A 25,101-nucleotide genomic window follows, 5' to 3' on the forward strand; every position below is an offset into this window, starting at 1 on the left:
CCGGTCACAGGCGCACGTCCCCCACGAGATTCACGCGGATGCCCATGCGGTCGAGCATGGCCGCCTTCGCGACGAGCGCCCGGTCGGCCGTGGCGGCGTCGGGCGCGTAGACCACCTGAGCGTGGTTCGCCTTGTGCCGGGCCATGAACTGATCACGCGTGATGCCGTGGAGCACGACATGCGCGATGGGCCACTCGGGGTTGGTCGCCTGCTTCCGGCGCGCGGTCTCCTCCTCGGGCAGCTCGATCGCGGTTCCGCGGAAGATGTCGGCCTGAAGCACGCCGTCCGCGATGAAGATCCGCGAGATGACGAGCTCCCCCGGCCGGGACACGCCGTTGATCGTCGACCCGCCGGCCGGGAAGAACACGGGGTCCTGACGCCAGCCCTCCGCCTTGTCCCATCCGCCCAGGTGCGATCCGGGGACCGAGCCCGAGATCTCGTAGACCCACACGAACTGCCCGTCGTAGTCCTCGCCCCAGCGGACGTCGTGCAGGGTGTTGTCGGGCACGAGTCCCATCGCCGTCCACACGCGGTCGGTCACGAGCGCATCGACGGCGACGCCCTCGTCGGCCTCGTTGAAGTGCGGGAATGCGCGGCCGGCGAAGAGCTCGCGCTGACCGTCGCGCGAGAACACCGGTGGGCGCTCGGTGGAGTTGAGCACGCCTTCGGCGAGGTCGGATGCCGGGATTAGGTCCTTCAGGCCCTGCTGGTATTGGATGCCCACGGCGTCCAGGCCGAAGTCGTCGGCGATGCGCAGGGCCGCGATGTACATCTTCATCTGCCAGCGCACCTGCGACTCGGTGAGCTCTGTCGCCTCATCGCTGCCGAAGCGGAACGTCATTCCGCGGTCGACCAGCCAGTCGCGGGCGGCGTCGGCTTCCGCGTCCGGCACCGTCAGCATCTCGGCGTACAGGGCGGACTGCGACAGGCGCTCCTTGTAGATGCCGGTCGGGTTCAGCAGCTCGTCGTCGAAGATGGCGTTGTACATGCCCATGCAGCCCTCGTCGAACACGCCGATGATCGCCTTGTCGGCGAGCAGCTGATCGCCCAGCGCCCGGCCGAGCTCGACCTCGGGGGTGTCGGGAAGCGACGGGAGCGCGCGGACGTGCGAGGCGTCGTGCGTGATGCGACCGGTCTCGGTCCATTCCTTGAGACCGGCGGTGAACCACTCGTCGGTGAAGTCGGTCGACCAGATCGTGGCGTAGTCCTTGCCCATCTTCGTCAGGCCCGCGTTGAGGCCCAGAAGCCCGACGAGACCCGGCCAGTCGCCCGCGAAGTTCGCGACCGTCAGGACCGGCCCGCGATGCGTGCGGAGACCCGCCAGGACGTGATGCGAGTACTGCCACACCGCCTCGGCGACGATGAGCGGCGCGTCGACCGGGATCGTCTTGAACACCTCGAGGCCCATCCGCTGGCTCGAGATGAACCCGTGACCCGTCGCGGGATCGACGTCGTTGGCGCGGATCACCTGCCACCCCAGGTCGTTCAGCACGCGCGTCACCGCGGACTCGAGCGCGACCTGCGTGGGCCATCCTGCGACGTTCGCGGACTCGCGCAGATCGCCCGACGCGATGAGATACGCCGTCTTCGGGGCGAGCGCGGGCCGCGTGGACGGTTCAGGGAATGCGTAGGACATGGGGCTCCTTCAGCGGTGCGTCGCAATGACGCGGTCGATCTCGGCGAGGGCGGCGGCGTCCGGCTCGTCGAGGGCCATGCGGCAGCGGCCATCCGCGACCCCCATCGCGCGGTAGGCGGCCTTCATGCGCGGCATGTCGCCGCCGATTACCGACACCACGTCGTCGACGGCGGCCTGCGCACGGGCGATCGCGTCCGCATCACCGGAGTCGGCAGCGGCTGCGAGTGCGCGGAACGGCTTCGGCAGCACCGACGAGACTCCGGACACCACGCCCTGGGCGCCGACCTCTCCGGCCGCGACGAGGTCGCGATCCGCTCCCGTGTAGATGACGAAGTCCGCGGGCACCGCCGCGCGATAGGCCGCGATCTGCTCGAGGGAGAGCTCGCTGGCCTTGATCCCGACCACGTTGGGCAGCTCGGCGAGGCGGGCCAGAAGCTCTGGCGAGACGGGGTTCCCCGTGCGGGCCGGATACGCGTAGACGTACAGCTGCCCGTCGCCGACCGCCTCGGAGATGGCGGCGAAGTACGCGAACAGACCGGCCTCCGACGAGGGGAGGTAGTAGGGCGTGACCGCGGCGAACTCGCGGGCACCCAGGCGGCGAGCAATCTGCACGCGGCGGACCGCCTCGAACGCGCTGGTCGCCCCGACGTGCACGACGACGCGCATGGCGTCGGCGAGATCCGCCAGCGCGGCCTCGACGAGCTCGGCGAACTCGGCGTCGTCGACGGCCGGGAACTCGCCCGTCGTCCCGAGGACGAACGCCCCTTCGTTCCCCGACTCCGCGACGTAGCGGAAGATCGCGCGGCTCCCCTCGAGGTCGAGTCGGCCGTCCGCGAGGAACGAGGTCGGCACGGCGGTGAGGATGTCTCGGCGGGTCATGAACGGGGCTCCTTGCGGTTCTTTCGCGCCGTGCGCTCGCGCGCAGGGTCGGCTTCGTCGTTGCGGATGGTCGATGTGAGCAGATCCGGGCGCGCGCGCAGCTCGTCGTGCGCCTCCTCGATCTCGGCGACGGTGTCCTCGCTGAGGACCGATTCGGCGAAGGACCGACGCTGCTCGGGCGATCGCCGCGCGTTGCGGACGACCGGCACGATGATCGAGGCGATCGCGAGAGCGATGAGCACGAGTGCGATCGGGCTGACCACGCTGAAGAACGGCTCGGTCGGGAGGATCGCCAGCGTGCGAGCGAGATTCTGCTCTGCGAGGGGACCGAGAAGGAGGCCGAGCACCACGGGGCCTGCGGGGATCTCGAGGCGCTTGAAGGCGAGCCCGACGACACCGAACACGAGCATCTGGATGACGGCCGAGAGGCTGTTCGACGTGGCGTAGGTCCCGATGATGCAGAACACGAGGATGCCGCTCCACAGATAGGGCCGCGGGATGTCCAGGAGCTTCACCATCCCGCGCATGCGCACGAGGCTCAGCGCCAGGGAGAGCACCGTCGCGACGATCATGATCGTCGCGATCGAGACGACGAGCTCCGGGCGCTCGGCGAAGAGCGTGGGCCCCGGGGTGATGCCCCAGATGATCATCGAGCCGATCATGACGGCCATGACGGAGTCGCCCGGGATGCCGAGCGCCATGGTGGTCGTGAGGGACCCGCCGAGAGTCGCGCTCGAGGCGGTGTCCGAAGCCGCGACTCCCTCGATCGATCCCTTGCCGAACATCTCGGGGTGCCGCGAGACCGCGCGCGCCCGTTCCCATCCGATGAGACCGGCGATGTCGCCGCCTGCCGCGGGAACCAGACCCACACCGAGGCCGACCGCGCCGCTCACCGCGACCGCTCGCCCGGTCTGCCGCAGTTCGCGGCCGTTCGGGAACCAGCGCCCGAGCGACGAGATGGGACGCACCTTCGATGCGTGATGCGTGAGCAGCTGATCGAGCAGTTCCGCGATGCCGAAGAGCCCGATGATGACGGCGATGAAGTTGAGGCCCTCCGACAGCTCGAGCACTCCGAAGGTGAAGCGCTGGTCCGCTGTCGCGGCATAGGTGCCCACGGTTCCGAGCATGAGCCCGATCAGGCCCGCGAGGATCCCCTTCATCATGGACTTCGACGAGATGCCGATCATGATCGCGATGCCGAACACCACCAGGGCGAACAGCTCGGGCGAGCGGAAGTGGTTCCTGGCCAGCGTCGCGATCGGCACGGCGAGTGCGGCGAAGAGGATGACGGAGGCGAGGATCCCGACCGCGCTGACGATCGCCGAGATGGTCAGGGCGAGCCCCGCTCTTCCCTGTTTCGCCATGGGGTATCCGTCGAGCGTGGTCGCAACCGACGCGGGTGTGCCCGGCGTGTTCACGAGAATGGCCGGCACCCGGTCGCCGAAGTTCGCGGCGACGTAGATGGTGAGCAGGACCGCGAGTCCCTGGACAGGGTCGAGCGTCATGGTGAACCCGGCGGCGAGCGCGACGGCCATCGTCGCGGTGATGCCGGGGAACGCTCCGACCAGGAAGCCGAGGAGGAGTCCCACGCACATGTACAGGAGGACGGAGATGTCCATGAGGGACGACAGACCCTCGATCAGCGGGTTCATAGCGGGATCCTCAACAGCAGGCCGAAGACGACGTAGACGAAGGCCGTCACCGCGACGGGATAGACGATGAGTCCGATCAGGCGCCGCTGTCCGAAGAGCAGCAGCAGAGCGACCAGGTAGATCGCCGCCGCGATCGGGAACAGCTGGATGCGGTACCCGAATGCGATCACATCGGAGAACGACCAGAGAGCGAGGAACCCGCCCGAGACGAGCAGCGTGAGCACGACCCTGAGCGGGCCGCCGACGGCGACGCGCTCCAGGTCGCTCCTCGTCGACGGTGGTCGGGTGATCGCGATCGCGACGAGCACGAGCGAGACGACGATTCCGAGGACGCCGAGGACGAGCGGCCAGGTGCGCGCGTCCATCTGACCGGGCACTTCGCGCCGCAGCTCGATCTGCAGCCCCAGCGCGAAGTAGACCACACAGAAGACCAGGGCGGTGCCTGCGAAAGCGATCTCGAGTGCTCGAGAGGGGCGGGGCGTTGTGCCCGGCTCCGCCTCAGCGTCGACGTTCATCAGCCGAGCAGCTCCTGGAAGCGAGTGAACTGCTCGTCGACGAAGGTCGTGAACTCCGCGGAGTCGCGGTACACCACGAGGTTGCCCGAGCTCTTCTGGAAGTCCTGGTAGGACTCGGTCTCGACCGCCTTCGCGATCGCGGACTCGAGGGTGTCGTGCACATCGTCAGGAAGCCCTGCGGGGGCGTAGATCCCACCCCAGCCGCCGAACTCGATCTCCTCGCCGATCGCCTCCGCGACCGTCGGGACGTCGGGCAGGTCGGGATGACGCTCGTCGTGCATGATGGCGAGGATCCGGACCGACTCAGCCTGAGCGAGAGCCTCGCCGACTCCGGAGACCGCGGCCACGACCTCACCCGATGCAGCGGCGCTCACCGCCGTCGCGCCGCCGTCGTACGCGACCGGAGTGAACTGGGCCCCCGTCGAGTCGCCGAGGCCGAGAGTGGCGGCCTCCCAGATCGAGCCGGCGCCGGAATTGGCAACCGTCAGCGCGCCGGACTCACCCTGCGCGATGAGATCCTCGAGCGTCTCGATGCCGCTGTCAGCGCTGACCGAGATGACGCCGGGCGCGAGCATGATCTGTCCGAGGAGGTCGTAGTTCTCCGGGAGCACGTCTGCGTTCTGGGTCGTGTTCAGCATGGAGATCTCGACCGGACCGAAGCCGATGACATAGCCGTCGGGCTCCTGCTCGGCGACGTACTCCATCGCCAGCGCTCCGGATGCCCCGGGCATGTTCTCGGGGATCACGCTGACGCCGAGGATCTTCTCGAGCTCCGTCGCGAGCGCGCGCGATGAGAGGTCGGAGCCGCCTCCCGCGTCAGCCTGGATGATGAGGCGGATGTCCTCTTCGGGATAGGACGAGCTGTCGCCGCCCTCAGCCACCGGCGTGCAGGCAGCCAGCGCGGTCGCGGCCAGGCCTGCCGCCGCGAACGCTGCGGTGAAACGGATGTACCGGGGCATCATTGCTCCTCTCGGCGCGGAACCGACGGGCTCTGTCGGCTGAGCCGAGTCTTGCACGTTTACTGTTAACAGTCAACGCTGACCGCGCTCAGATCATCCGAGGAGAGTCAGCGCCGAGCGACGAGCTCCAGCCGCATGCGCTCCTCCGCGCCTCGCAGATGCTCGATGAGCTCCGCCTCGGCGGCGGCTCGATCACCGGAGCGCAGCACGTCATACAAGCGCCGGTGCGCCTCGGACGACTCGTGCAGGTCGTCGTCGTGGTTGATCGTCACGTCGAGCAGAGCGGCGAACGTCGGCTCGTACTGACGCCAGGTCGCGAGAAGACGCGGATGCCGCGCCATCTCGTAGAAGAGCGAATGGAACTCGACGTCGGCCTTCTGGAAGGCGGGATGATCGCCCTCATCGGCTGCGACAGCCATCCGCTCGACGCATTGCCAGACGCGGCGCCACGGCTCGTCGTCCGTCACATCCATCGCGCGCTGAACGGCGAGCCGCTCGAGCGCGCCCCGCAGGCTGTACAGCTGCTCGACGTCATCGGCCGACAGCCCGAGGATGTAGATGCCCCTCGGGCGCCGCACCTCGACGAGGCCCTCGTAGCTCAGCTGCGAAACGGCGTCGCGCACCGGCCCGCGGCTCACCTGGAACTCCTCGGCGACACCCTCCTCCGTCAGGCGGTCGCCGGCCTGGAGCTCGCCGCGCACGATGCGCTGCCGGATGATGTCCGCGACCTGCGTTCCGAGCGATACGCCGCGCTCGACCTTGTCCCGCATCGTGCCTCCCTGAACGTCGTTGACTGTCAACAGAGTACGCCCAGAACGCGGCCGCGCCACCTCGGGTGACGCGGCCGCGGCGAGTCAGCGACCGGAGGCGACGAGCACGTCCCTCTCGAGGCGGGCGTACGAGGCCTCCATGCCGTCGGCCATCCCGGTCGCGAGGATCATGTCGCGCGTCTCCTTGTCGGGGTACTCGATGAGGAGCGTGATGAGGGTCGCGCCGTCCTCTTCGTACAGGTTGAGGTCGTTGAGCGTCTCGGGCCCTTCGGTGCCCTTCATGCGCTCCGTCGTGACAGCGCGCCGCGGAGCCTCGATGAGGAGCGCCTCCCCCTCGAAGCCGAAGGCCTCGCCCTCGGTCTCGCCGACCGGCGCCCACGACGTGCTGTGCCGGTCACCGGGAGCGAGCGCGACGACGCACTCGGTCATCTCCCACCCGTCGGGACCGAGCATCCACTGCCGCAGCAGGTCGGGGTCGTGGTGGGCCCGCCACACGAGCTCCCGCGGGCCCTCCACGAGGCGCGTGATCCGCACGTGGGTGTCGTCGAGCTCCTCGACGCGCGTCCCCTTCCCCTGCGCATAGGCGCGCAGGTCCTGGAGCACGGCGTCCAGCTGGGCCATGGCCATCCGCGTGCCTTCGATCGCGCCCATCTCGACGACCTGCTCGAGCGCCTCGATCGAGTCGAAGTGGCTCGTGGTGACCATCCGCGTGCCGTCGCCCGCTTCCTCGAAGGAGAACGTCATGCGCAGGGAGGGAAAGCCCTCGAGCGGACGGCCCTCGTCGTCGACGAACCGGTCGATCACCGCGAACCCCCGCGGCTCGTCGATCTCGAGGAACTCCCACGACCCCGAGGAGCGCTCGCCGCGCGGGCCGGCCATCGTGTACTGCGCCATTCCCCCGACCGTGTGGTCGAAGGCCGTGAATGTCGCAGGCCAGCCGGGAGGACCCCAGAAGCGCTCGAGCTGGCGCGGGTCGGCGTAGGCGCTCCACACGCGCTCGATCGGCGCTGCGAAGTCGGCGACGACGGTCATCGTGAGATTCTCGGCGTCGGTGGTGACATCGGTGACGGGCATGTCAATCTCCTGATCCAGTGGTGTCGTGCGGTTCGCCCAGCAGGTCGTCGAGGCGCGCAATGCGGGCGCGCCACAGCTGCTCGTATCGGCCCAGCAGGGCCCTGGCGCGCGCGATCATCTCGGGGTTCGCGCGGACGAGCCGCTCGCGCCCCTCCGCGCGCTTGACGATGAGCCGCGCCTCTTCGAGCACGGCCACGTGCTTCTGGACCGCGGCGAACGACATGTCGTAGTCGCGGGCCAGTGCGGAGACGGACTGCTCGCGCTCGATCGTCCGACGCAGGATGTCGCGCCGCGTCGCCGCTGCCAGTGCATGGAAGACACGGTCGATCTCCGTCTCGCTCAACTCCGTTTGTGCAACCATTTGGTTGTACGTTAGGGCCGCGGCGGGCGCGTGTCAAGACTCGCTGTCGAGAAAGACCGGTGACGCAACGACCGTCGGATGAACTGCTGAGCGTCGGGCGGGACGCGGACCGCCTTGACAGCCGCCCCGGCGCACGTCATCGACTGATGACCTTCGGGGCGGCAACGGCCTTGAGGCCGGCGACACCGAACTCCTGCCCGTATCCGGACGACTTGGTGCCCCCGAACGGGACCTGGGGGTTGAGCACGCCGTGCTGGTTGATCCAAACGGTACCGGCCTGCAGGCGCTGCGCCACGGCGAGCGCCGCCTCAGGGTCGTCGGACCATACGGAGGCACCGAGACCTTGCTCGGCGGCGTTCGCGCGCGAGATCGCATCATCGACATCGCTGTACCGGATGACCGGGATCGCCGGCCCGAACTGCTCCTCGTCGACGAGCGCTGCTCCGTCGGCGATGTCCGCAACCACGGTCGGCTGGAAGAACAGAGGCCCGAGGTCGGCCGCAGGCTCGCCTCCGGCGACGATCCGCGCTCCACGGGCACGGGCGTCCTCGACGAGGCGCTGGACGATGTCGAACTGATTCTGGTTCTGCAGAGGCCCCAGGACGTTGCCCTCATCGAGCCCCCGCCCCATCGGCATCGTGCGTGCGAGGTGCGCGAGCGCTTCGACGGTCTCGTCGTAGACGGAATCGTGGACGTACAGGCGCTTGAGCGCGGCGCAGGTCTGCCCGGTGTTGATGAAGATGCCCCAGAACAGGTCCTCGGCGTGCGCGGCGACGTCGGTGCCCGGCAGGACGATGCCGGCGTCGTTTCCGCCGAGCTCGAGGGTGAGGCGGGCGAGGTTCTGCGCCGAGGCTTCGACGATCTTCCGACCCGTCGGTGTCGAACCCGTGAACATGATCTTGTCCACGCCAGGGTGCGCAGCGAGAGTCGATCCGATCTCCCGGTCGCCCGTGACCGCGGTGAGGACACCCGCGGGCAAGTGGCGGTTGAAGATCTCCACGAGCGCGAGAACCGAGAGCGGTGTGAACCCGCTGGGCTTGACGACGACCGTGTTGCCCATGCGCAGGGATGGCGCGATCTGCCAGACCGAGATCATCATCGGCCAGTTCCAGGGGCCGATCGCTCCCACCACTCCGAGTGCCCCATAGTGGACCTCGGCTCGCGCTGCGCCCGCCTCGAAGACGACTTCCGGTTCGAGAACGGTGTCCGCCGCGCTGCGGGTCCACACCGCGCACGCGCCGACTTCGAATCGGGCGTTGGGCCCGTCGAGCGGCTTGCCCTGCTCGCGAGACAGGATGACGGCCAGCTCCTCCGCATGGGCATCGATGTCATCGGCGATGGCATGCAGCACACGGCTGCGCTCCGCGTGGCCGAGGCCATCCCAGGCAGGCTGCGCGGCGCGGGCGGCGGACACGGCGGACTCGAGGTCGGCGAGGGTGTGGATCGGCGCGTAGCCGATGGTCTCCCGCGTCGCGGCATCAGGGATCGCACGACCCTCTGAGACGGGAACGGTGATGGCATCGAGGATGCTGGTGGCGGTCGTCATGATTGCTCCTGGGCTGAGTGGGGTGATCAGGCGGTACGGGTGAGCGTCGAATCGACGGCGTGGGGTGCGCGGTCGAGAACCTTCCGCGCAGCTGACAGGCCACTCTCGATGGCGCCGTCGATGAATCCGCCCCACCCTTCGGCGACGTCTGAGCCGGCGAAGACGACGCATCCATGTCCGGCGCGCAGCGCCGGCAGCCCCTGTGAGAGGTATCCGGTGCGGTGCATCGGCCAGGTCTCCCCCGACAGCGGATCGGCCGTCCAGTCGTGGCCCGTCGCAGCGACGACGGCGAGCCCGGGCACGAGCCTGTCCGCCGCGGCTTGCACGGCGGCGACATCGCTCGCGTCGATCGCGCGCGCATCAGGGCCGAAGCCGATGACGATGGTGCGTCCGTCCACGTGGTATTCGGATTGAAGGAAGGTGAAGGGATCGTCTTCGCTGCCGAAGGCGACGAAATGGGGAAGCTCTCCCTGGACCGCGAACCAGATCTTCGTACCGAGTGCGATCTGTCCGGCGGAGACCGCCCGCCCGGCGCTCTCCGGCAGCGGGGGCTCGAAGCGGATGCGGGAGAGTGCGTTCAGCGGAGCCGTCAGGATCACGGCGTCCGCGCGAGCGTGCGTGCCGTCTGCGAACTCCACGCGAGAGGGGCCGTCACCTTCGACCACGGCCGTCACTTCTGCGCCGAGTCGCAGCTCCGCGTTCGTGTCGGCGAGGATCGCTTCGGCCAGAGCGCGCGTACCTCCCGCGATCTTGTAACTCGCGCACGCCTCGAACATGACCCTCCAGTCACCATTGGCGACCGCGAGCCAGCGCAGGGCCTGAGTGTAGGCGGCCTCGCCGAGGCGCCCGTTGAAGTTCAGCGCCCAGAACGCGCGGAGGAGTGCGCGACGATTCTCGTCGAGATCCAGAGCGTCGATGCGCTCGGAGATCCCGCGGGCATCGAATGCCGCTCCGGGTGCAGAGCTCAGGGGCGAGAACGGCTGCGGGAAGACGGCACGCGCTTCTGCACCGAGCTCGCGGTTCGGCTCGTCCATGAGCTCGAGTAGCGCATCGGGCGCGACGACGGTCGGCTTTCCGTCCACGTGCCACCACGCAGTGGCGGGCGCTGGGCTGGCCACGACTCCGAGTCCGTAGCGATGGAGTTCGGCCCAGACGTACGGCTGCGTCCAGTGCACCCAGGTGCCGCCGAGCTCGATCTCGATGCCGAGCCGACGGTCGAACCATGTGCGTCCGCCGATGCGGTCGCGCGCTTCGACGAGGAGGACGCGTTTTCCGCTCCAGGTGAGTTCGCGTGCGGCGGTGAGGCCTGCGAACCCGGCTCCGACGACGATGACCTCGTAGTGCTGATCGATCATGGCGCGCTTCTCAGGAGTAGACGAAGAACTCGACCGTGGGCGCCAAGACGGTCCACAGCGCGGCAGCGCCCTTGTTGAAGGAGGCCACCGAACCTGCGGTCAGCTCGAAGGGCTCGCCACCCTCGGGCTCGATCCGCAGATGCCCTTCGAGGATGTACACGGTCTCGTCGGCGTGCCCGACGACACGCATTGCACCAGGCGCTTCTTCGGGGGTGACGAACCAGAAACCGGAGGACAGATGGGGTCGCTCGCCGTCGCCCGGGCGTCGGGTCCACTGGACGACGCCGACCTCGAACGGCTCCGCATTCGAGCGGTCGAGACGAGCGTGGCTGATGAAGTCTGGCATCGTGATCTCCTTTGTGGATGGTGCCGATCAGTCGTTCGGATAAGTGGTCTCGTTGAGGATGGTGAAGCGACTGTCAAAGGGGATGTGCACGACGCTCTGCGTCGAGTTCTCCCAGCAGAACATGCGTCCGACGGAGCGCTTCTCGTCGAGGTCGACCACCAGGAAGCTCTCCACCGGCATCACGCCTTCCTTCCAGAAGAAGACGACGATCCCGTCGGCGAGTTCGAACGCCTTCGTCTCGTCGACGTCGGCGAGGCCGGCCTCGGCACCAGAGATGCAGTGCCACACGAACGTGCCGCCATTGAGGTAGATGTGCTCGTACCGTTCGGTCTCGCTGTAGCGGTAGTAGATGCGCTTGCCCACGAGCTCGTCACTGCGACGACGGGGTTCGATCTCGCCCGTGCCGACGACGCGACCCGAGAGGAACGTCGTGTTCGTCCGTCCGATGCCATCCGCGATGGTGATGCCGCTGTCCGCGGCCGTGACCCGTCCGTCAGCGAGGTCGAGCACGAAGGTGAAGGAGTGCGTACGCGGCCCCTCGCCCTTGAGGACGTCGACAAGCTGGATGCCGGGGCGCACTTCGACGGCGCGGTACGGATGGGTGCCCGCTGCGCCGGCATCGTCGCCCTCGAGAAAGGTCCAGGTCAACTCACCGTCGGTATGGAACTCGTGCCGGACCATCCATCCGTTGTCGTACGTGATGTCGATGGTCTGGCCGACGAGTGCGCTGCTGGCGGGCAGGCTCGGGTCGCCGAAGCCGCTGATCATGGCGGAGACGTCGGGCCAGTCACTCTGGGCGACGAAGTCCCGTGCCTGGACCTGGGAGTCGGTGGTTGTGCTCATGATTCGTTCCTTGCTGAAGCTGGCGGTGGGGCTCAGGAGATCGCGACGACGTGGAAGTCGATGTTCTTGCGGAAGCTGGGCATCACGAACCCGATGGCGAAGGCGATGGGGATCATCCAGAGCATCGTCTTCGCGACCGTGCCGTCATCGAACAGCAGCACGTCGAAGTTCGAGAGAGCGATGACGAGAACCGCGGCATTCAGGAGCATCGCGAGCGTCGGCGCGAACTTGGTGCTCCAGAATCCGGTCTCCAGCCGCTCACGGATGAAGAAGGCGAGGATGCCCACCGAAGCGATGGTCATCATCACGATGAAGCCGATGGTGCCCAGCGCGACGAACCAGGCGTAGATGACGACGATGGGGTCCGCCCCGGCGGCGAAGAACGCTGCCAGGATCACCACGCAGACAGCGGCATCCACGAGCGCGGCCAGGTGCGGGGCGCGCTTGACCTCGGACACGCGAGCGAAGAGACGAGGCAGGACGCGGGCTCGGCCCAGCGCGAAGCAGTAGCGGGCGAACATGTTCTGCACGCCGATGAGCATCGCCAGGAAGCTCGTGAGCACGAGGACCTGGAGGACGAGCGAGAACCACGGGCCCACGGCACGGTTGGCGATATCGAAGATCACCCCGGAGAGATCGTCTGCCGACGCCTGCTGGACGTTGTCGGCGCCGATCCCGTAGCTGACCGCCCACGTGGCGAGGGTGTAGAAGGCAGCGACGAAGCCGATCACGACGAACAGCGCGACGGGGATGGTGCGGCGAGGGTTGCGGGCTTCCTCGGCGAACACCGTCGTCGCCTCGAAGGTCGTGAAGCATGTGAAGACGAAGAGGCCGGCGACGCCGACGCCCGGGTTCGCGAGAACCGCGGGGCTGAAGCTCACCAGCGAGGGGTCCTGGCCCGGGAAAGCGACGAGGATGCCGACAACGAGCATGGCGACGACCACGACCTCGAGCGCGATGATCACGCCGAGCACGCGCATGTTCAGGTCGACGCCGCGCATGACGAGGATGGTGGTGATGACGATGGCGAGCATGACCCAGACCCACACAGGGAGGTCGAGCCCCGCCTCGGCAGCCAGCTGCTGTGCGAACACACCGAACTGAGCCACCAGGCCGATCTGAAGGGCGAGGTAGGTCACGACGACGATCCCCGCCGCGCCGGTGGCCGTCCTCGATCCCAGCCCGCGAGCGATGTACGCCACGAAGCCGCCCGCGTTCGTGATGTGCCGGCTCATCTTCAGATATCCGATCGCGAAGATCGCGATCACTCCGGCGACGATCACGTACACCGCAGGTGCACCAGGGCCGACGAGGGAGAAGACGACAGGAGACGCGCCGACGAAGGCAGCCATCGGGGCAGCGGCGGCGATGACGAAGAAGGCGATGCCCACCACGCCGAGACTGTTGCGCTTCAGCGCCGTCGTCGGTCCGGCGGTCGCATCCGTTCGAGCGGTTGCCATGGCGTTCTCCTTTGAACGTCGGGTAGTGCGAGCAATTCCAGCATCTGCTCAATTTAAAGTCAAGCGTTTGCTTAGATTCGCCGTCGCTTCATCGGGAGATAGGGTGCGAACATGGCCGATGAACCTCAACGCATCAAGTACGGCACCGGCCGCGAGGCGCTCATCGAGGCCGCCGTTCGCGTGGTCGCGCGACACGGCCTGCATGGCATGACCTTCCGAAAGGTCGCGCAGGAGGCGGGTGTCAACAACTCGCTGGTCGCCCACCACTTCGGGTCGCTGTCAGCGTTGGCCAACGCCGCCCTCGAGTGGTCGGCCGCGACCGCAATGCGCGACTCCCACCTCGACGGCTTCCTTGACTCGGAGAGCGACTACAAGGCCGCGCTGTGGTCCACCCTCGACCAGCGTCGGGACCTGCACGTCTATCAGTTCGAGATGATTCTCGAAGCGAGTCGGGACGCCGAAGTCCGTTCGCAGATCATCGATATGTACGACCGCTACACGGCGGGAGTCTCGCGGAGCATGTTCGGCAGCGCCGCGACAGCCGACGACGACGCCCTCGCACGCGCCGTCTTCGCAGCACTGGACGGTCTCGTGCTCCAGTACGTCGGCGGCGCGATCACGCGCGACCAGGTGGACGCGTCCGTCAGCGCCCTCTGGCGTCTTGCTGCTGCATCAGGGACGCGCTACCCCAGCACCTCCACGCCGAACCCGGCGACGACCGCGCGCACCTCGTCGAGGTAGCGCTGCGCCTGCTCCGTCAGCGGGATCGCGGCGTGGTCGATCCACCCGATCTCGATGCGCTCGTCGACGTCGAGGGGGATGGCGACGATCTCCGGATCGAGCTCGTCGCTGATGATGCCGGTCGAGATCGTGTACCCGCCGAGGCCGATCATGAGGTTGAAGATCGTCGCCCGGTCGGAGACCCGGATCTCCCGCCTGCTCGACATGGTGGAGAGGATCTCCTCGGCGAAGTAGAAGGAGTTGTCCGCACCCTGGTCGAAGGTGAGTCGCGGCAGATCCTCGAGGTCGGCGAGGGTCGCGCGCTTCCGGGAGGCGAGCGGGTTGCGCCGCGAGATGAAGATGTGCGGCTCGGCGAGGAACAGCGGATGGAACGCGAGCCCCGAGTCCCGCAGCAGCTTGTCGATCACCTTCCGGTTGAAGTCGTTCCGGTAGAGGATGCCGATCTCGCTGCGGAGCGTGCGGACATCCTCGATGATGTCCCCCGTCCGGGTCTCCCGCAGGGAGAACTCGTACTCGGCCGCCCCGCTCGCCTGGACCATCCGCACGAACGCGTCGACCGCGAACGAGTAGTGCTGCGCCGAGACCCCGAGCAGACGCCGTGACGGGGGCCGGTCGAGGTAGCGCTGCTCGAGGAGCTCCACCTGCTCGACGACCTGCCGCGCATAGCCGAGGAACTCCGCCCCGTCGAGGGTGAGCGTCACGCCGCGTGCGGAGCGCACCAGGAGCGTGCGCCCCACGCGCGCCTCGAGCTCCTTCATCGCCGCCGACATGGTCGGCTGCGCGACGTAGAGCAGGTCGGCGGCACCCGAGATCGAGCCCTCGGCGGCGACCTCGATGAAGTAGCGGAGCTGCTGCAGCGTGAGACCGCTCGTTCCCTGTGCCATAGCCACAGACTATATGAAGGGATAGCGTCGTCTTCTTACCCGATATCGCCCGGATCCCGGCACGATGGAGGCTCCGACGACCGAGGATCGACCCGACCCTCATCACCCCTGGATTGGCCCATGGCGAGCGCATTCGAGTTCAGCATCACGACCACCCCCTTCGACGAGGACTACACGCCGTCGGAGAGCTCCCGGATCACGACCAACTTCGCCAACCTCGCGCGCGGCGAGCGCCGTCAGGAGAACCTCCGCAGCACCCTGACGATGATCGACCGGCGGTTCAACGACCTCGCGCACTGGGACAACCCGACTCGCGACCGCTACACCCTCGAACTCGAGATCGTCTCCGTGCAGCTGCGCACGTCGGCGGATGACGAGGCTCAGCCGTTCCCACTGCTGGAGGTCCTCGACACGCGGATCATCGACCGGCACACGGGCGCCCGCCACCACGGGATCGTCGGCAACAACTTCTCGTCCTACATCCGCGACTACGACTTCAGCGTCGTCCTGCCCTCGGCGAAGGATGGCACGGGCGCGCCCGCGCTCCCCCGCGACTTCGGCGTCCTGCATGGCAGGCTCTTCCAGCACTTCCTCGACTCGGATGTCTACCGGCAGCGCTTCCCGCAGGCGCCCGTCATCTGCATCAGCGTCTCGACGAGCAAGACCTACCACCAGACCGGGAACAGCCACCCCGTCCTCGGCGTCGAGTACCAGCAGGACGAGCACTCCCTGACCGACGAGTACTTCGGGAAGATGGGGCTCCGCGTGCGCTACTTCATGCCGCGCGGAAGCGTCGCGCCGCTCGCGTTCTACTTCCGCGGCGACCTGCTGAACGACTACTCGAACCTGCAGCTCATCAGCACGATCAGCACGATGGAGACATTCCAGAAGATCTACCGCCCCGAGATCTACAACGCGAACTCGGCCGCCGCCGCCGTCTACCGCCCGAGCCTGGGCGCGCAGGACTTCTCGCGGACGCAGATCTCCTACGACCGCGAGGAGCGCAGCCAGCTCGCTGTCACGCAGGGGAAGTACGCGCAGGAGCACTTCATCGAGCCGAACCGCGAGCTGCTGGAGCAGTGGACCGCCGGCGACCCCGTTCTCGTCGCATGACCCCCGGAGGACCATCCATGACCCCCGCGCTCCTGCCGACCTCGATCGTCGGCAGCCTTCCCAAGCCGTCGTGGCTCGCCGAGCCGGAGACGCTCTGGTCCCCCTGGAAGCTCGAGGGCGCCGCGCTGACCGAGGGCAAGCAGGATGCGATGCGCATCGCCGTCCAGGAGCAGACGCGCCGCGGCATCGACATCATCGGCGACGGGGAGCAGACGCGCCAGCACTTCGTGACGACGTTCATCGAGCACCTCGACGGCGTCGACTTCGCGCAGCGCAGGACTGTGCGCATCCGCGACCGCTACGACGCGAGCGTGCCGACGGTCGTCGGCGCGGTGCACCGCGAGCGCCCCGTCTTCGTCGACGACGCGGCGTTCCTCCGTGCGAGCACCGACCGCCCGATCAAGTGGACGCTGCCGGGCCCGATGACGATGGTCGACACGCTCTACGACGCCCACTACCGGAGCCGCGAGAAGCTGGCGTGGGAGTTCGCGACCATCCTCAACCAGGAGGCCAGAGAGCTCGAGGCCGCGGGCGTCGACATCATCCAGTTCGACGAGCCCGCCTTCAACGTCTTCCTCGACGAGGTCAAGGACTGGGGCGTCGCCGCCCTCGAGCGCGCGTGCGAGGGGCTGCGCGCCGAGACCGCCGTGCACATCTGCTACGGCTACGGGATCAAGGCGAACACCGATTGGAAGGCGACGCTCGGCTCGCAGTGGCGCCACTACGAGGAGTCGTTCCCGCTTCTGCAGCGGTCGGCCGTCGACATCGTCTCGCTCGAGTGCCACCACTCCCGCGTCCCGCTCGAGCTCGTCGAGCTCGTCCGCGGCAAGAAGGTCATGCTCGGCGCGATCGACGTCGCGGATGAGACGGTCGAGACCCCCGAGGAGGTCGCCGACACCCTCCGCCGTGCGCTCGCCTATGTGGACGCGGACAAGCTCGTGCCCAGCACGAACTGCGGCATGGCGCCGTTCCCCCGGGAGGTCGCGCTGCGCAAGCTCAGCGCGCTCAGCGCGGGCGCGGCCATCCTGCGCGAGGAGCTGGCCGATGCGCGCGTCTGAGGCGTCGCCCGCCGACGCACCCGCCGAGACCCCGCGCCACGGCTTCGCGCCGTCGCTGTCGCCCGACGACTTCAAGGCCCTCTTCCGGGGGCACCCCGGGGGCGTCACCGTCATCACGGCGGATGCCGGCGACGGGCCCGTCGCCCTGACGGCGACCTCGGTCGCGTCGGTGAGCGCCGAGCCCCCGCTCCTGGTGTTCTCGATCTCGGCGCTGTCGTCGGCGTCGGACGTTCTCTCGCGCGCCGAGACCGTCGTCGTGCACTTCCTCGACGCTCACGATCTGGAGGTGGCGAAGCTCGGCGCCGCGAGCGGTGTCGACCGCTTCGCCCAGGAGCACCCGTGGACGCGCCTGGCCACGGGCGAGCCCGTGTACGAGGGCGTGCGCGCGTGGGTGCGCTGCGCGGTCATCGACCGGATGGATGCGGGCACGTCGACGGTCGTCGCGGCCCACGCACTGCAGTCGCACATCGAGCGCGACGTCCACCCGGGCGACGCCGGCGACGCGCTGGTCTATCACAACCGCACGTGGCACCGCCTCGGCGAGCACTCGCGCATCGAGCCCTGACGGCCGCGCGCGCCTGCGGGCGTCAGTCGGTGGGACGCCAGAGCACGACGTCGGTCTGACGGCGCACGCGGGTGCCCGCACGCAGCGTCACGACCGCGCCGTTCGCGCTCGTCGCGAACACGCGCGCGCCCGGACGCTGCTCGCGCTCGGCGCGCAGCTCGCGCTCGAGCTCCCGGACACGGCCGCGCAGCTCCTGCACCTCGTTCTCCATGTGCAGGATGCGTTCGATGACGGCGAGGCGCACACCCTCGGACGACAGCCGCGCGACCTCGCGCAACTGGTCGATGTCGCGCAGCGAGTAGCGCCGCGATCCGCCGCGCGTGCGCCCGGGGACGACGAGGCCCATGCGGTCGTACTGCCGCAGGGTCTGCGGGTGCATGGCGGCGAGCTCGGCAGCCGCCGCGATGGGGAAGATCGGCGCATCGGGGTCGATGTCGGCCGGGTCGACCGGGATCGGCATGGTCCTCACCTCCTGAAGGTGTCGGGGGCGGATGGCGGCAGCGGGCTACTGCTTCGCCTTCGCCATCATCTCAGCGCGGGGGTTCTCCTTCGGCTCGGCCTCGCGGTAGGCGAGAAGCGCCTCGCGCGCGGCGTCGTCGAGATGCGACGGCACAGCCACCTGCACCTCGGCGAGGAGATCGCCCGTGCCCTTGCTGGACGCGATGCCGCGTCCCTTGACGCGGAGCACGCGGCCGGAGGGCGTGCCGGGGGCGACACGCAGCTTCACGGGGTCGCCACCGAGCGTCGGAACCTCGATGGTCGCGCCGAACACCGCCTCGGTGAACGTGATCGGCACGGTCACGCGGACGTTCAGGCCGTCGCGCGTGAAGACGGGGTGCGATCGGACCGCGACCTCGACGACGATGTCGCCGCTCTCGCCTCCGTCCGGCGAGGGACGCCCGCGCCCGCGCAGGCGGATCTTCTGGCCATCCGCGACACCCGCGGGGATCTTGACCTTGAACGGCTTGCCGTCCTCGCCCTGGAGCGTGATGGTCTCGCCCTTGGCGGCCGTCGTGAAGTCGATCGTCGTGCGCGCACGCACGTCGGCGCCGCGCTGGGGGCCGCCGAAGCCGCGGTACCCGCCCGTCGACTGCCCGAAGCGGCCGGAGCCGAAGCCTCCGCCCCCGCCGGAGAACATCGAGAAGATGTCGTCGAAGTCGCCCGGGGACGCCGTGCGCTGCTGCGTGAACCGGCTGAAGACGTCGTCGAACCCGCCGCCGGCGCCGCCGGGCGCGGTGAACCGCGCACCCGAGCCCATCGCGCGCAGCTCGTCGTACTCCTTGCGCTGCTCGGGGTCGGAGAGCACCGAGTACGCCTCGCTGATCTCCTTGAACCGCGACTCCGCAGCCGCGTCGCCCGGGTTCGAGTCGGGGTGGTACCTGCGCGCGAGCTTGCGGTAGGTCTTCTTCAGATCCGCGTCGCTCACGTTCTTGTCGACGCCGAGGATCTTGTAGAAGTCCTTGTCGAACCAGTCCTGACTGGCCATCTGCACCTTCTTCTTGCGAATGCTCTACGCGTGATCCGGAAAGCGGTCGGCCCCGCCGCAGCGGGGCCGACCGGGAGTCATTCCGCCGGGACGGCGACGACGACCTTGGCGGGGCGCAGCTCGACGTCGCCCAGCAGGTAGCCGACCTCGACGACCTCGAGGATCGTGCTCTCCGTCGTGCCGGGAACCGGCTGCTGGAAGATCGCCTCGTGACGCTGCGGGTCGAACGTCTCGCCGGTCGCGCCGAACGCGACGACGCCCAGGCGCTCGGCGACGCCGCGCACCTTGGCAGCGACAGCGGAGAACGGGCTGCCCTCGGCGAGGTCGCCGTGCTTCTCGGCCCGGTCGAGGTCGTCGAGCACGGGGAGGAGGCCCTTCACGGCCTCGCCCCTGGCACGGGAGATCTCGATCTCGCGCTGCTCCTCGGTGCGGCGACGGTAGTTCGCGTACTCCGCCTGGAGGCGCTTGAGGTCGTGCAGGAGCTGCGTCTCGTAGTCGCTCTTCTCCGCCTCCGCCGCCTCGTCGGTCTGCTCGGCGCCGAGGATGTCGTCGACCGTCAGGCCGTCGCCCTCCTCTGCGGTCTCAGCCGGCTGCGCCGCGGGGTCGGAAGCGGCGGCTTCCGACCCCTCGGCGTCCGGCTGGACCTCGTCGCCGTCGGGCTGCTCGCCCTGGGGCTCCTCGAAGTCCTTGTCCGTCATCAGCTCTTCTTCTCGTCCTCGTCGTCCACGACCTCGGCGTCGATGACGTCCTCTTCCGCCGAGCTCTGCTCGCCGGCCGGGGCGTCCTGCGGCGCCTGCTCCTGCGCGGCCTGAGCCTGCTGGTAGATCGCCTCGCCGAGCTTGGTCTGGCTCTCGTTGAGCTTCTCGAACGCGGCCTTCACGGCGTCGTCGTCCTCGCCCGCGAGCGCGGTCTTGAGCGCGTCGACGTCGGCCTTGACCGAGTCCTTCACGTCGGCGGGGAGCTTGTCGTCGTTCTCCGAGATGAGCTTCTCGATCGAGTACGCGAGCGTCTCGGCCTGGTTGCGGACATCCGCGGCCTCGCGGCGCTTCTTGTCCTCGGCCGCGTGCTCCTCGGCGTCGCGGACCATCCGCTCGATGTCCTCCTTCGAGAGCGACGAGCCGCCCGTGATGGTCATCGACTGCTCCTTGCCCGTGCCCTTGTCCTTGGCGGACACGTGCACGATGCCGTTCGCGTCGATGTCGAACGTGACCTCGACCTGCGGCACGCCGCGGGGCGCCGGCGCGATGCCGGTGAGCTCGAAGGTGCCGAGCGGCTTGTTGTCGCGGGTGAACTCGCGCTCGCCCTGGAAGACCTGGATGGCCACCGACGGCTGGTTGTCGTCTGCGGTCGTGAAGGTCTCGCTGCGCTTGGTCGGGATGGCCGTGTTGCGCTCGATGAGCTTGGTCATCACGCCGCCCTTGGTCTCGATGCCGAGGCTCAGCGGGGTGACGTCGATGAGGAGGACGTCCTTGCGCTCGCCCTTCAGCACGCCCGCCTGGATGGCGGCGCCGACGGCGACGACCTCGTCCGGGTTGACGCCCTTGTTGGGCTCCTGGCTCGTCTCGCTCTTCACGAGCTCGCTGACCGCGGGCATGCGGGTCGAGCCGCCGACGAGCACGACGTGCGCGATGTCGGAGACCTTGATGCCCGCCTCGCGGATGACGTCCTGGAACGGCTTCTTCGTGCGCTCGAGGAGGTCCTTCGTGAGGTCCTCGAACTTCGCGCGCGAGATCGTCTCGGACAGCGACACGGGGCCGTTCTCCGTGAGCGAGAGGTACGGCAGGTTGACGCTCGTCGACGTCGAGCTCGAGAGCTCCTTCTTCGCCTGCTCCGCGGCCTCCTTGAGGCGCTGCAGGGCGATCTTGTCGTTCGAGACGTCGACGCCCGTGGAGTCCTTGAACTGCTTGATGAGGTAGTCGACGAGGCGCTGGTCCCAGTCGTCGCCGCCGAGGCGGTTGTCGCCCGCCGTGGCACGCACCTGGATGGTCGAGAAGTCGTCGTCCTTGCCCACCTCGAGCAGCGAGACGTCGAAGGTTCCGCCGCCGAGGTCGAAGACGAGGATGAGCTCGTCCTCCTTGCCCTTGTCGAGACCGTACGCGAGGGCGGCGGCCGTGGGCTCGTTGATGATGCGCAGGACGTTGAGGCCCGCGATCTCGCCGGCCTCCTTCGTGGCCTGGCGCTCGGCGTCGTTGAAGTACGCGGGCACGGTGATGACGGCGTCGGTCACCGTGTCGCCCAGGTACTGCTCGGCGTCGCGCTTCAGCTTCTGGAGGATGCGCGCCGAGATCTCCTGCGGCGTGTACGACTTGTCGTCCACCTTGAACGTCCAGTCGGTGCCCATGTGGCGCTTGACCGACGCGAGCGTGCGGTCGACGTTGGTGACGGCCTGGCGCTTCGCGGTCTCGCCGACGAGCACCTCGCCGTCCTTGGTGAACGCGACGACCGACGGGGTCGTGCGGAAGCCCTCGGCGTTGGCGATGACCTTCGGCTCGCCGCCCTCGAGGACCGAGACGACCGAGTTGGTCGTCCCGAGGTCGATACCCACAGCACGTGCCATGTTGCTTCTCCTTCTGTCGCTGCCTGAAGTCTGCGCGCGATCTTGAGTCGCGCTGACTCAAGCGTACGGCGACAACCGGGGGAAGTCAAGAAACTTGATACAGCCCGACTCAACTTCACCCCGCACCCTCGAGACTAGCGCCGGCCGTCGAGACCGGTGTAGCGGGGGTCCGAGACTAGCGCCGGTCGTCGAGACCGGTGTCGGGAACAGAGGTCTCGACGCCGGACACTAGTCTCAGCGGGAGAACGGGCGGCAGAACGGGCGGCACGGGGCGGCGGGGCGGCGGGGCCGGGCGCCGGTCAGAAGGGGCAGGTGGAGCGGGCGTCGCTCAGGGTGATGCCCACCGCAGGGCCCGGGCACACGAAGGGGCTGTAGCGCGGGTCGTCGTCGACGAACAGCTTCAGCCAGGCGATCGACTGCGCCGCGATCGTCGTGTTCGACGTGTTGGGCGCGAAGTGCGACGCCCCGCGCAGCTCCAGATAGGCGCGCGGCAGATCCGCGGGCAGCCCCTCGTACAGCGGGATGGCGTGACGAGCGACGGGAGCGACCGTGTCGCGCTCCGCGCCGAACACCAGCGTCGGGGTCGACACCTCGGGGAACGTCTTGTCCGCGTCCCACGGGGTCATCGCGATCGCGGCCTGGAGCGACGGATCGTCCTTGGCCGCCTCGAAGGCCCCGCCGCCACCCATCGAGTGCCCCATGACGGCGAGCCGGTTCGGGTCGACGATGTCGCGGACGTCGCTCGAGGAGACGAGGTAGTCCAGCGCGGCGAGGAGCTGGTCGCCCCGCTGGCCCGGCTGGTCATAGCGCCCGAGCGTGTCGATCGTGAAGACGACGAACCCCTGCGAGGCGATCCGCGGCCCGAGCCAGGCGATGCTCGACTGCGAGGCCGTGTACCCCGGCGAGATGGCCACGGCGCCGAATGCGACGCCCTGCTGGCCGGAGGGGAAGTAGATCGCGCCGCCGCCGAAGCCGCGCACGGCGTAGCCCGGCACGCGCTCCTCCGCGACCGCGAACGGACCCCGCGGCGCCTCGATCGTCTGCTGCGTCGGAGGCGGCCCGATCTCGACCGCGGGAACGATCGCGGCCGCCGGCCCCGCTGCCGCCAGCGACCCCGCGGCGAGCGCGATCGCGAGCGCCGCCGCGCGAACTCTCCTCCTGAATGACGTCGTGCGTCCCCCCATGGCTTCCCTTTCTGGATTGATCTACCAATTGGTAGATCAATCTGCCAGGCGTGTGCCGCGCTGTCTACCCTGGGTCCATGACGGACGACGACGGGCGCCGACGCCGCTTCGAGCACCGCCGCGGAGAGGTGCTGCAGGCAGCGACCGAAGCGGTGCTCGCGCACGGGCTCTCCGGGCTGTCGCTTCGCCGCCTCAGCGCGCACGTCGGCGTCAGCCACGCCACGCTGCTGCACCACTTCGGGAGCAGAGAGCAGCTGGTCGCCGAGGTCGTCGAGTCGATCCTCGGCGCCGCGCTGGCCGCACCGCAGATCCCCGACGGCCATCCCGATCCGCTCGCCGCCCTCTGGGAGAGGGCGCGGTCTGCGCGGGGCCGAGCCCTGTCGACCGCCTTCCTCGAGATCGCCGTCGCGGCAGCGCACGCGGACGGCGCCCTGCGCGAGGCGGTCGTCCGGTCGGTCGGCGAGCGCGTCGATCTGCTCGCCGCGGGGTTCACGCAGGCGGGCTGCCCGCAGGAGGAGGCCGAGCCGCTCGCGACCCTCGTCCTCGCGTCGCTGCGCGGCCTCATGGTCGACCTCATCAGCACGGGCGACGAGCGGCGCGCGGAACGGGCCTTCGACGTCCTCCGCGATGTGGTGGAGACTCGTCTCGAGCGCGGCGCGACGGCGCGCCACCGCGCGTTCACCGAGGAGGCCTAGCGTGACCGACATGCCCGAGCCCGCCCACCCCTCCGCGCCGCCCGCGGCCGCCGACACCGCCGCGCTGACCGTGATGGGGCTCGAGCTCCCTCAGCGCGCTCCCGCATCGCGCGGCACAGTCTTCGCCTGGGCGCTCTGGGACTGGGCGACCCAGCCGTTCAACACGGTCATCCTCACGTTCATCTTCACGGCCCTCTACCTCACGACGGACGCCTTCCTTCCGCCCGATGTGCAGGGTCTCGCCGACCAGGACCCGGTCAAGGTCGCGGCTCTCGCCGACCTCGCGTCGGGCCTCGGATGGGGCACCACGGTCGCGGGCCTCCTCATCCTCCTGCTCGCCCCGGTTCTCGGACAGCAGGCGGATGCCGCAGGCCGGCAGAAGCTGTGGCTCGGGATCGGCACGGGGGCGCTCATCGTCTGCATGCTCGGCCTGTGGTTCGTCGAGCCCACCCCGACCCTGTTCTGGCTGGGGGTCGCGCTGATCTCCGCGGGCATGGTGTTCGGCGAGATCGCGGCCGTCAACTCCAACGCCATCCTCGTCGGCATCGCGACGCCGAAGACGATCGGGCGCATCTCGGGCCTCGGCTGGGGGTTCGGGTACCTCGGCGGCATCGTCGCCCTCGCTCTCGTCATCGTCTTCTACCTGGGCGACTGGTTCGGGCTCTCGTCGGAGGGCGGCCTCCCATTCCGCGTCATCGCGGTCGGCTGCGCGCTGTGGACGATCGCGTTCGCCATCCCGATCTTCGTGAAGGTGCCCGAGCCCTCGCTCGGGCGCCCCGAGCGCCGCGTGGGCTTCGTGCAGTCGTACGCGCTGCTCGTGAAGGATGTCGCCGGCCTCTACCGCTCCCCCGCCGCGCGCCCGACCTTCTGGTTCCTCCTCGCGAGCGCGGTCTTCCGCGACGGCCTCGCCGGGGTGTTCACGTTCGGCGCGGTGATCGCGGCGAGCGTCTTCGGCTTCGGCACCCTCGAGCTCATGATCTTCGGCGTCGCCGCGAACGTCATCGCGGGCGTCTCGACGATCATCTCGGGTCGCCTCGACGACCGGTTCGGGCCCAAGCGCATCATCCTCTTCTCGCTCGGCGCGATGACCCTCGCGGGGCTCGCGGTCTTCGCACTCGCCGATGCCGGGCGCACCGTGTTCTGGATCGGCGGGCTCATCCTGTGCGTGTTCGTCGGACCGGCCCAGGCGGCGTCGAGGTCGTTCCTCGCCCGGGTCACGCCCGCGGGCCGCGAAGGCGAGATCTTCGGCCTCTACGCGACGACGGGGCGCGCCGCGAGCTGGATGGCCTCGGCCGCATGGGCGCTCCTCATCACCGTCACGCACCAGACGACGTTCGGCATCCTCGGCCTCGTGCTCGTCCTCCTGCTCGGATTCCTCCTGCTGCTGCCCGTGAAGGCCGCGCGGTGATCCGGGGCGGGTAG

25 protein-coding genes are annotated in these 25,101 nt (G+C 68.9%); 6 read left to right on the forward strand and 19 right to left on the reverse strand.

Translation table 11 applies throughout. The annotated features are described in order from the left end of the window. Nucleotides 1-4: 4 nt before the first annotated feature. The 13 genes from GC092_RS14960 to GC092_RS15020 form a co-directional block, all read right to left on the reverse strand. Entirely contained in the window at nucleotides 5-1,636 is a 1,632-nt protein-coding gene (locus tag GC092_RS14960; RefSeq protein ID WP_324012980.1) for a fucose isomerase, read from the reverse strand. A 9-nt stretch (nucleotides 1,637-1,645) separates the two neighbouring features. After that, nucleotides 1,646-2,515 carry a dihydrodipicolinate synthase family protein gene (locus tag GC092_RS14965; protein WP_324012982.1) on the reverse strand — a complete coding sequence of 290 codons (870 nt, stop codon included), beginning with the start codon at nucleotides 2,513-2,515 and terminating at the stop codon, nucleotides 1,646-1,648. Beyond that, the gene (locus tag GC092_RS14970) at nucleotides 2,512-4,167 is read right to left on the reverse strand and encodes a tripartite tricarboxylate transporter permease (protein ID WP_324012984.1); all 1,656 of its coding nucleotides are present in this window, start codon (nucleotides 4,165-4,167) and stop codon (nucleotides 2,512-2,514) included. Before GC092_RS14970 ends, GC092_RS14965 begins: the two co-directional genes overlap by 4 nt. Further along, on the reverse strand, nucleotides 4,164-4,682 hold the full coding sequence (locus GC092_RS14975) for a tripartite tricarboxylate transporter TctB family protein (protein ID WP_271174596.1): 519 nt from the start codon (nucleotides 4,680-4,682) through the stop codon (nucleotides 4,164-4,166). Before GC092_RS14975 ends, GC092_RS14970 begins: the two co-directional genes overlap by 4 nt. Continuing rightward, on the reverse strand, nucleotides 4,682-5,641 hold the full coding sequence (locus tag GC092_RS14980) for a tripartite tricarboxylate transporter substrate binding protein (protein ID WP_324012985.1): 960 nt from the start codon (nucleotides 5,639-5,641) through the stop codon (nucleotides 4,682-4,684). Before GC092_RS14980 ends, GC092_RS14975 begins: the two co-directional genes overlap by 1 nt. A 107-nt stretch (nucleotides 5,642-5,748) precedes the next feature. Beyond that, a complete protein-coding gene (locus tag GC092_RS14985; protein ID WP_271174598.1) occupies nucleotides 5,749-6,411 on the reverse strand; it encodes a GntR family transcriptional regulator in 663 nt (220 codons plus the stop codon). An 84-nt stretch (nucleotides 6,412-6,495) separates the two neighbouring features. After that, nucleotides 6,496-7,485, reverse strand: a complete 990-nt coding sequence (locus GC092_RS14990) for an SRPBCC family protein (RefSeq protein ID WP_324012987.1) — start codon at nucleotides 7,483-7,485, stop codon at nucleotides 6,496-6,498. Between the two features lies 1 nt (nucleotide 7,486). Beyond that, a complete protein-coding gene (locus GC092_RS14995; RefSeq protein WP_324012990.1) occupies nucleotides 7,487-7,846 on the reverse strand; it encodes an ArsR/SmtB family transcription factor in 360 nt (119 codons plus the stop codon). Nucleotides 7,847-7,982: 136 nt separating this feature from the next. Beyond that, nucleotides 7,983-9,392, reverse strand: a complete 1,410-nt coding sequence (locus GC092_RS15000; RefSeq protein ID WP_324012992.1) for an aldehyde dehydrogenase family protein — start codon at nucleotides 9,390-9,392, stop codon at nucleotides 7,983-7,985. 26 nt (nucleotides 9,393-9,418) lie between these two features. Continuing rightward, nucleotides 9,419-10,747 carry a flavin monoamine oxidase family protein gene (locus GC092_RS15005; RefSeq protein WP_324012995.1) on the reverse strand — a complete coding sequence of 443 codons (1,329 nt, stop codon included), beginning with the start codon at nucleotides 10,745-10,747 and terminating at the stop codon, nucleotides 9,419-9,421. Between the two features lie 10 nt (nucleotides 10,748-10,757). Further along, a complete protein-coding gene (locus GC092_RS15010) occupies nucleotides 10,758-11,093 on the reverse strand; it encodes a cupin domain-containing protein (protein ID WP_324012998.1) in 336 nt (111 codons plus the stop codon). Between the two features lie 27 nt (nucleotides 11,094-11,120). Then, nucleotides 11,121-11,936: a MoaF C-terminal domain-containing protein gene (locus GC092_RS15015; protein ID WP_324013000.1), complete on the reverse strand. Its 816-nt coding sequence runs from the start codon at nucleotides 11,934-11,936 to the stop codon at nucleotides 11,121-11,123. Between the two features lie 32 nt (nucleotides 11,937-11,968). Beyond that, on the reverse strand, nucleotides 11,969-13,396 hold the full coding sequence (locus GC092_RS15020; protein ID WP_324013002.1) for an APC family permease: 1,428 nt from the start codon (nucleotides 13,394-13,396) through the stop codon (nucleotides 11,969-11,971). Nucleotides 13,397-13,507: 111 nt separating this feature from the next. Between GC092_RS15020 and GC092_RS15025 the strand changes: the two genes are divergently transcribed. After that, on the forward strand, nucleotides 13,508-14,137 hold the full coding sequence (locus GC092_RS15025) for a TetR/AcrR family transcriptional regulator (RefSeq protein ID WP_324013004.1): 630 nt from the start codon (nucleotides 13,508-13,510) through the stop codon (nucleotides 14,135-14,137). Here GC092_RS15025 and GC092_RS15030 read toward each other — a convergent pair. Beyond that, on the reverse strand, nucleotides 14,080-15,021 hold the full coding sequence (locus tag GC092_RS15030) for a LysR family transcriptional regulator (RefSeq protein ID WP_324013006.1): 942 nt from the start codon (nucleotides 15,019-15,021) through the stop codon (nucleotides 14,080-14,082). The genes GC092_RS15025 and GC092_RS15030 overlap by 58 nt on opposite strands. 120 nt (nucleotides 15,022-15,141) lie before the next feature. On the opposite strand from GC092_RS15030, the gene GC092_RS15035 reads away from it, so the two are divergent. Genes GC092_RS15035 through GC092_RS15045 form a run of 3 tightly spaced genes read left to right on the forward strand, consistent with a single transcriptional unit; the run spans nucleotide 15,142 to nucleotide 17,757 of the window. After that, nucleotides 15,142-16,134: a DUF1852 domain-containing protein gene (locus tag GC092_RS15035; RefSeq protein WP_324013008.1), complete on the forward strand. Its 993-nt coding sequence runs from the start codon at nucleotides 15,142-15,144 to the stop codon at nucleotides 16,132-16,134. A 17-nt stretch (nucleotides 16,135-16,151) separates the two neighbouring features. Further along, on the forward strand, nucleotides 16,152-17,192 hold the full coding sequence (locus tag GC092_RS15040) for a methionine synthase (RefSeq protein ID WP_324013009.1): 1,041 nt from the start codon (nucleotides 16,152-16,154) through the stop codon (nucleotides 17,190-17,192). Next, nucleotides 17,179-17,757 (forward strand): flavin reductase family protein, encoded by a 579-nt coding sequence (locus GC092_RS15045; RefSeq protein ID WP_324013011.1) that lies wholly within the window; start codon nucleotides 17,179-17,181, stop codon nucleotides 17,755-17,757. The genes GC092_RS15040 and GC092_RS15045 overlap by 14 nt, the downstream gene beginning before the upstream one ends. A gap of 22 nt (nucleotides 17,758-17,779) precedes the next feature. On the opposite strand, the gene GC092_RS15050 is transcribed toward GC092_RS15045, so the two are convergent. The 5 genes from GC092_RS15050 to GC092_RS15070 form a co-directional block, all read right to left on the reverse strand. Then, on the reverse strand, nucleotides 17,780-18,217 hold the full coding sequence (locus GC092_RS15050; RefSeq protein ID WP_324013012.1) for a heat shock protein transcriptional repressor HspR: 438 nt from the start codon (nucleotides 18,215-18,217) through the stop codon (nucleotides 17,780-17,782). A gap of 45 nt (nucleotides 18,218-18,262) precedes the next feature. Next, nucleotides 18,263-19,243 (reverse strand): DnaJ C-terminal domain-containing protein, encoded by a 981-nt coding sequence (locus GC092_RS15055; RefSeq protein ID WP_282980379.1) that lies wholly within the window; start codon nucleotides 19,241-19,243, stop codon nucleotides 18,263-18,265. A 77-nt stretch (nucleotides 19,244-19,320) separates the two neighbouring features. Continuing rightward, a complete protein-coding gene (locus GC092_RS15060) occupies nucleotides 19,321-19,941 on the reverse strand; it encodes a nucleotide exchange factor GrpE (RefSeq protein ID WP_282980380.1) in 621 nt (206 codons plus the stop codon). Further along, nucleotides 19,941-21,800 (reverse strand): molecular chaperone DnaK, encoded by a 1,860-nt coding sequence (gene dnaK / locus GC092_RS15065; RefSeq protein WP_324013016.1) that lies wholly within the window; start codon nucleotides 21,798-21,800, stop codon nucleotides 19,941-19,943. Before dnaK ends, GC092_RS15060 begins: the two co-directional genes overlap by 1 nt. A gap of 299 nt (nucleotides 21,801-22,099) precedes the next feature. Further along, nucleotides 22,100-22,984 carry an alpha/beta hydrolase family protein gene (locus GC092_RS15070; protein ID WP_324013017.1) on the reverse strand — a complete coding sequence of 295 codons (885 nt, stop codon included), beginning with the start codon at nucleotides 22,982-22,984 and terminating at the stop codon, nucleotides 22,100-22,102. Nucleotides 22,985-23,061: 77 nt separating this feature from the next. Here GC092_RS15070 and GC092_RS15075 point away from each other — a divergent pair, with 77 nt between their 5' ends. Both GC092_RS15075 and GC092_RS15080 read left to right on the forward strand, forming a co-directional pair. Next, the gene (locus GC092_RS15075; RefSeq protein WP_324013019.1) at nucleotides 23,062-23,679 is read left to right on the forward strand and encodes a TetR/AcrR family transcriptional regulator; all 618 of its coding nucleotides are present in this window, start codon (nucleotides 23,062-23,064) and stop codon (nucleotides 23,677-23,679) included. Between the two features lie 10 nt (nucleotides 23,680-23,689). Further along, nucleotides 23,690-25,087, forward strand: a complete 1,398-nt coding sequence (locus GC092_RS15080; RefSeq protein WP_324014927.1) for an MFS transporter — start codon at nucleotides 23,690-23,692, stop codon at nucleotides 25,085-25,087. Nucleotides 25,088-25,101: the final 14 nt, after the last annotated feature.

It is taken from the genome of Microbacterium sp. JZ37, assembly GCF_035188445.1.
Taxonomy (GTDB): domain Bacteria; phylum Actinomycetota; class Actinomycetes; order Actinomycetales; family Microbacteriaceae; genus Microbacterium; species Microbacterium barkeri.

Coding starts and splice junctions, on each gene's coding strand:
- GC092_RS14990 (WP_324012987.1), bottom strand. CDS start 7,485: ATGCCCGTCACCGATGTCACCACCGACGCCGAGAATCTCACGATGACC.
- GC092_RS14975 (WP_271174596.1), bottom strand. CDS start 4,682: ATGAACGTCGACGCTGAGGCGGAGCCGGGCACAACGCCCCGCCCCTCT.
- GC092_RS15060 (WP_282980380.1), bottom strand. CDS start 19,941: ATGACGGACAAGGACTTCGAGGAGCCCCAGGGCGAGCAGCCCGACGGC.
- GC092_RS15015 (WP_324013000.1), bottom strand. CDS start 11,936: ATGAGCACAACCACCGACTCCCAGGTCCAGGCACGGGACTTCGTCGCC.
- GC092_RS14985 (WP_271174598.1), bottom strand. CDS start 6,411: ATGCGGGACAAGGTCGAGCGCGGCGTATCGCTCGGAACGCAGGTCGCG.
- GC092_RS15010 (WP_324012998.1), bottom strand. CDS start 11,093: ATGCCAGACTTCATCAGCCACGCTCGTCTCGACCGCTCGAATGCGGAG.
- GC092_RS15045 (WP_324013011.1), top strand. CDS start 17,179: ATGCGCGCGTCTGAGGCGTCGCCCGCCGACGCACCCGCCGAGACCCCG.
- GC092_RS14965 (WP_324012982.1), bottom strand. CDS start 2,515: ATGACCCGCCGAGACATCCTCACCGCCGTGCCGACCTCGTTCCTCGCG.
- GC092_RS15040 (WP_324013009.1), top strand. CDS start 16,152: ATGACCCCCGCGCTCCTGCCGACCTCGATCGTCGGCAGCCTTCCCAAG.
- GC092_RS15050 (WP_324013012.1), bottom strand. CDS start 18,217: ATGCCGATCCCGGTCGACCCGGCCGACATCGACCCCGATGCGCCGATC.
- GC092_RS15030 (WP_324013006.1), bottom strand. CDS start 15,021: ATGGCACAGGGAACGAGCGGTCTCACGCTGCAGCAGCTCCGCTACTTC.
- GC092_RS15000 (WP_324012992.1), bottom strand. CDS start 9,392: ATGACGACCGCCACCAGCATCCTCGATGCCATCACCGTTCCCGTCTCA.
- GC092_RS15080 (WP_324014927.1), top strand. CDS start 23,690: ATGCCCGAGCCCGCCCACCCCTCCGCGCCGCCCGCGGCCGCCGACACC.
- dnaK (WP_324013016.1), bottom strand. CDS start 21,800: ATGGCACGTGCTGTGGGTATCGACCTCGGGACGACCAACTCGGTCGTC.
- GC092_RS15020 (WP_324013002.1), bottom strand. CDS start 13,396: ATGGCAACCGCTCGAACGGATGCGACCGCCGGACCGACGACGGCGCTG.
- GC092_RS15070 (WP_324013017.1), bottom strand. CDS start 22,984: ATGGGGGGACGCACGACGTCATTCAGGAGGAGAGTTCGCGCGGCGGCG.
- GC092_RS15005 (WP_324012995.1), bottom strand. CDS start 10,747: ATGATCGATCAGCACTACGAGGTCATCGTCGTCGGAGCCGGGTTCGCA.
- GC092_RS15075 (WP_324013019.1), top strand. CDS start 23,062: ATGACGGACGACGACGGGCGCCGACGCCGCTTCGAGCACCGCCGCGGA.
- GC092_RS14960 (WP_324012980.1), bottom strand. CDS start 1,636: ATGTCCTACGCATTCCCTGAACCGTCCACGCGGCCCGCGCTCGCCCCG.
- GC092_RS15035 (WP_324013008.1), top strand. CDS start 15,142: ATGGCGAGCGCATTCGAGTTCAGCATCACGACCACCCCCTTCGACGAG.
- GC092_RS15025 (WP_324013004.1), top strand. CDS start 13,508: ATGGCCGATGAACCTCAACGCATCAAGTACGGCACCGGCCGCGAGGCG.
- GC092_RS14995 (WP_324012990.1), bottom strand. CDS start 7,846: ATGGTTGCACAAACGGAGTTGAGCGAGACGGAGATCGACCGTGTCTTC.
- GC092_RS15055 (WP_282980379.1), bottom strand. CDS start 19,243: ATGGCCAGTCAGGACTGGTTCGACAAGGACTTCTACAAGATCCTCGGC.
- GC092_RS14970 (WP_324012984.1), bottom strand. CDS start 4,167: ATGAACCCGCTGATCGAGGGTCTGTCGTCCCTCATGGACATCTCCGTC.
- GC092_RS14980 (WP_324012985.1), bottom strand. CDS start 5,641: ATGCCCCGGTACATCCGTTTCACCGCAGCGTTCGCGGCGGCAGGCCTG.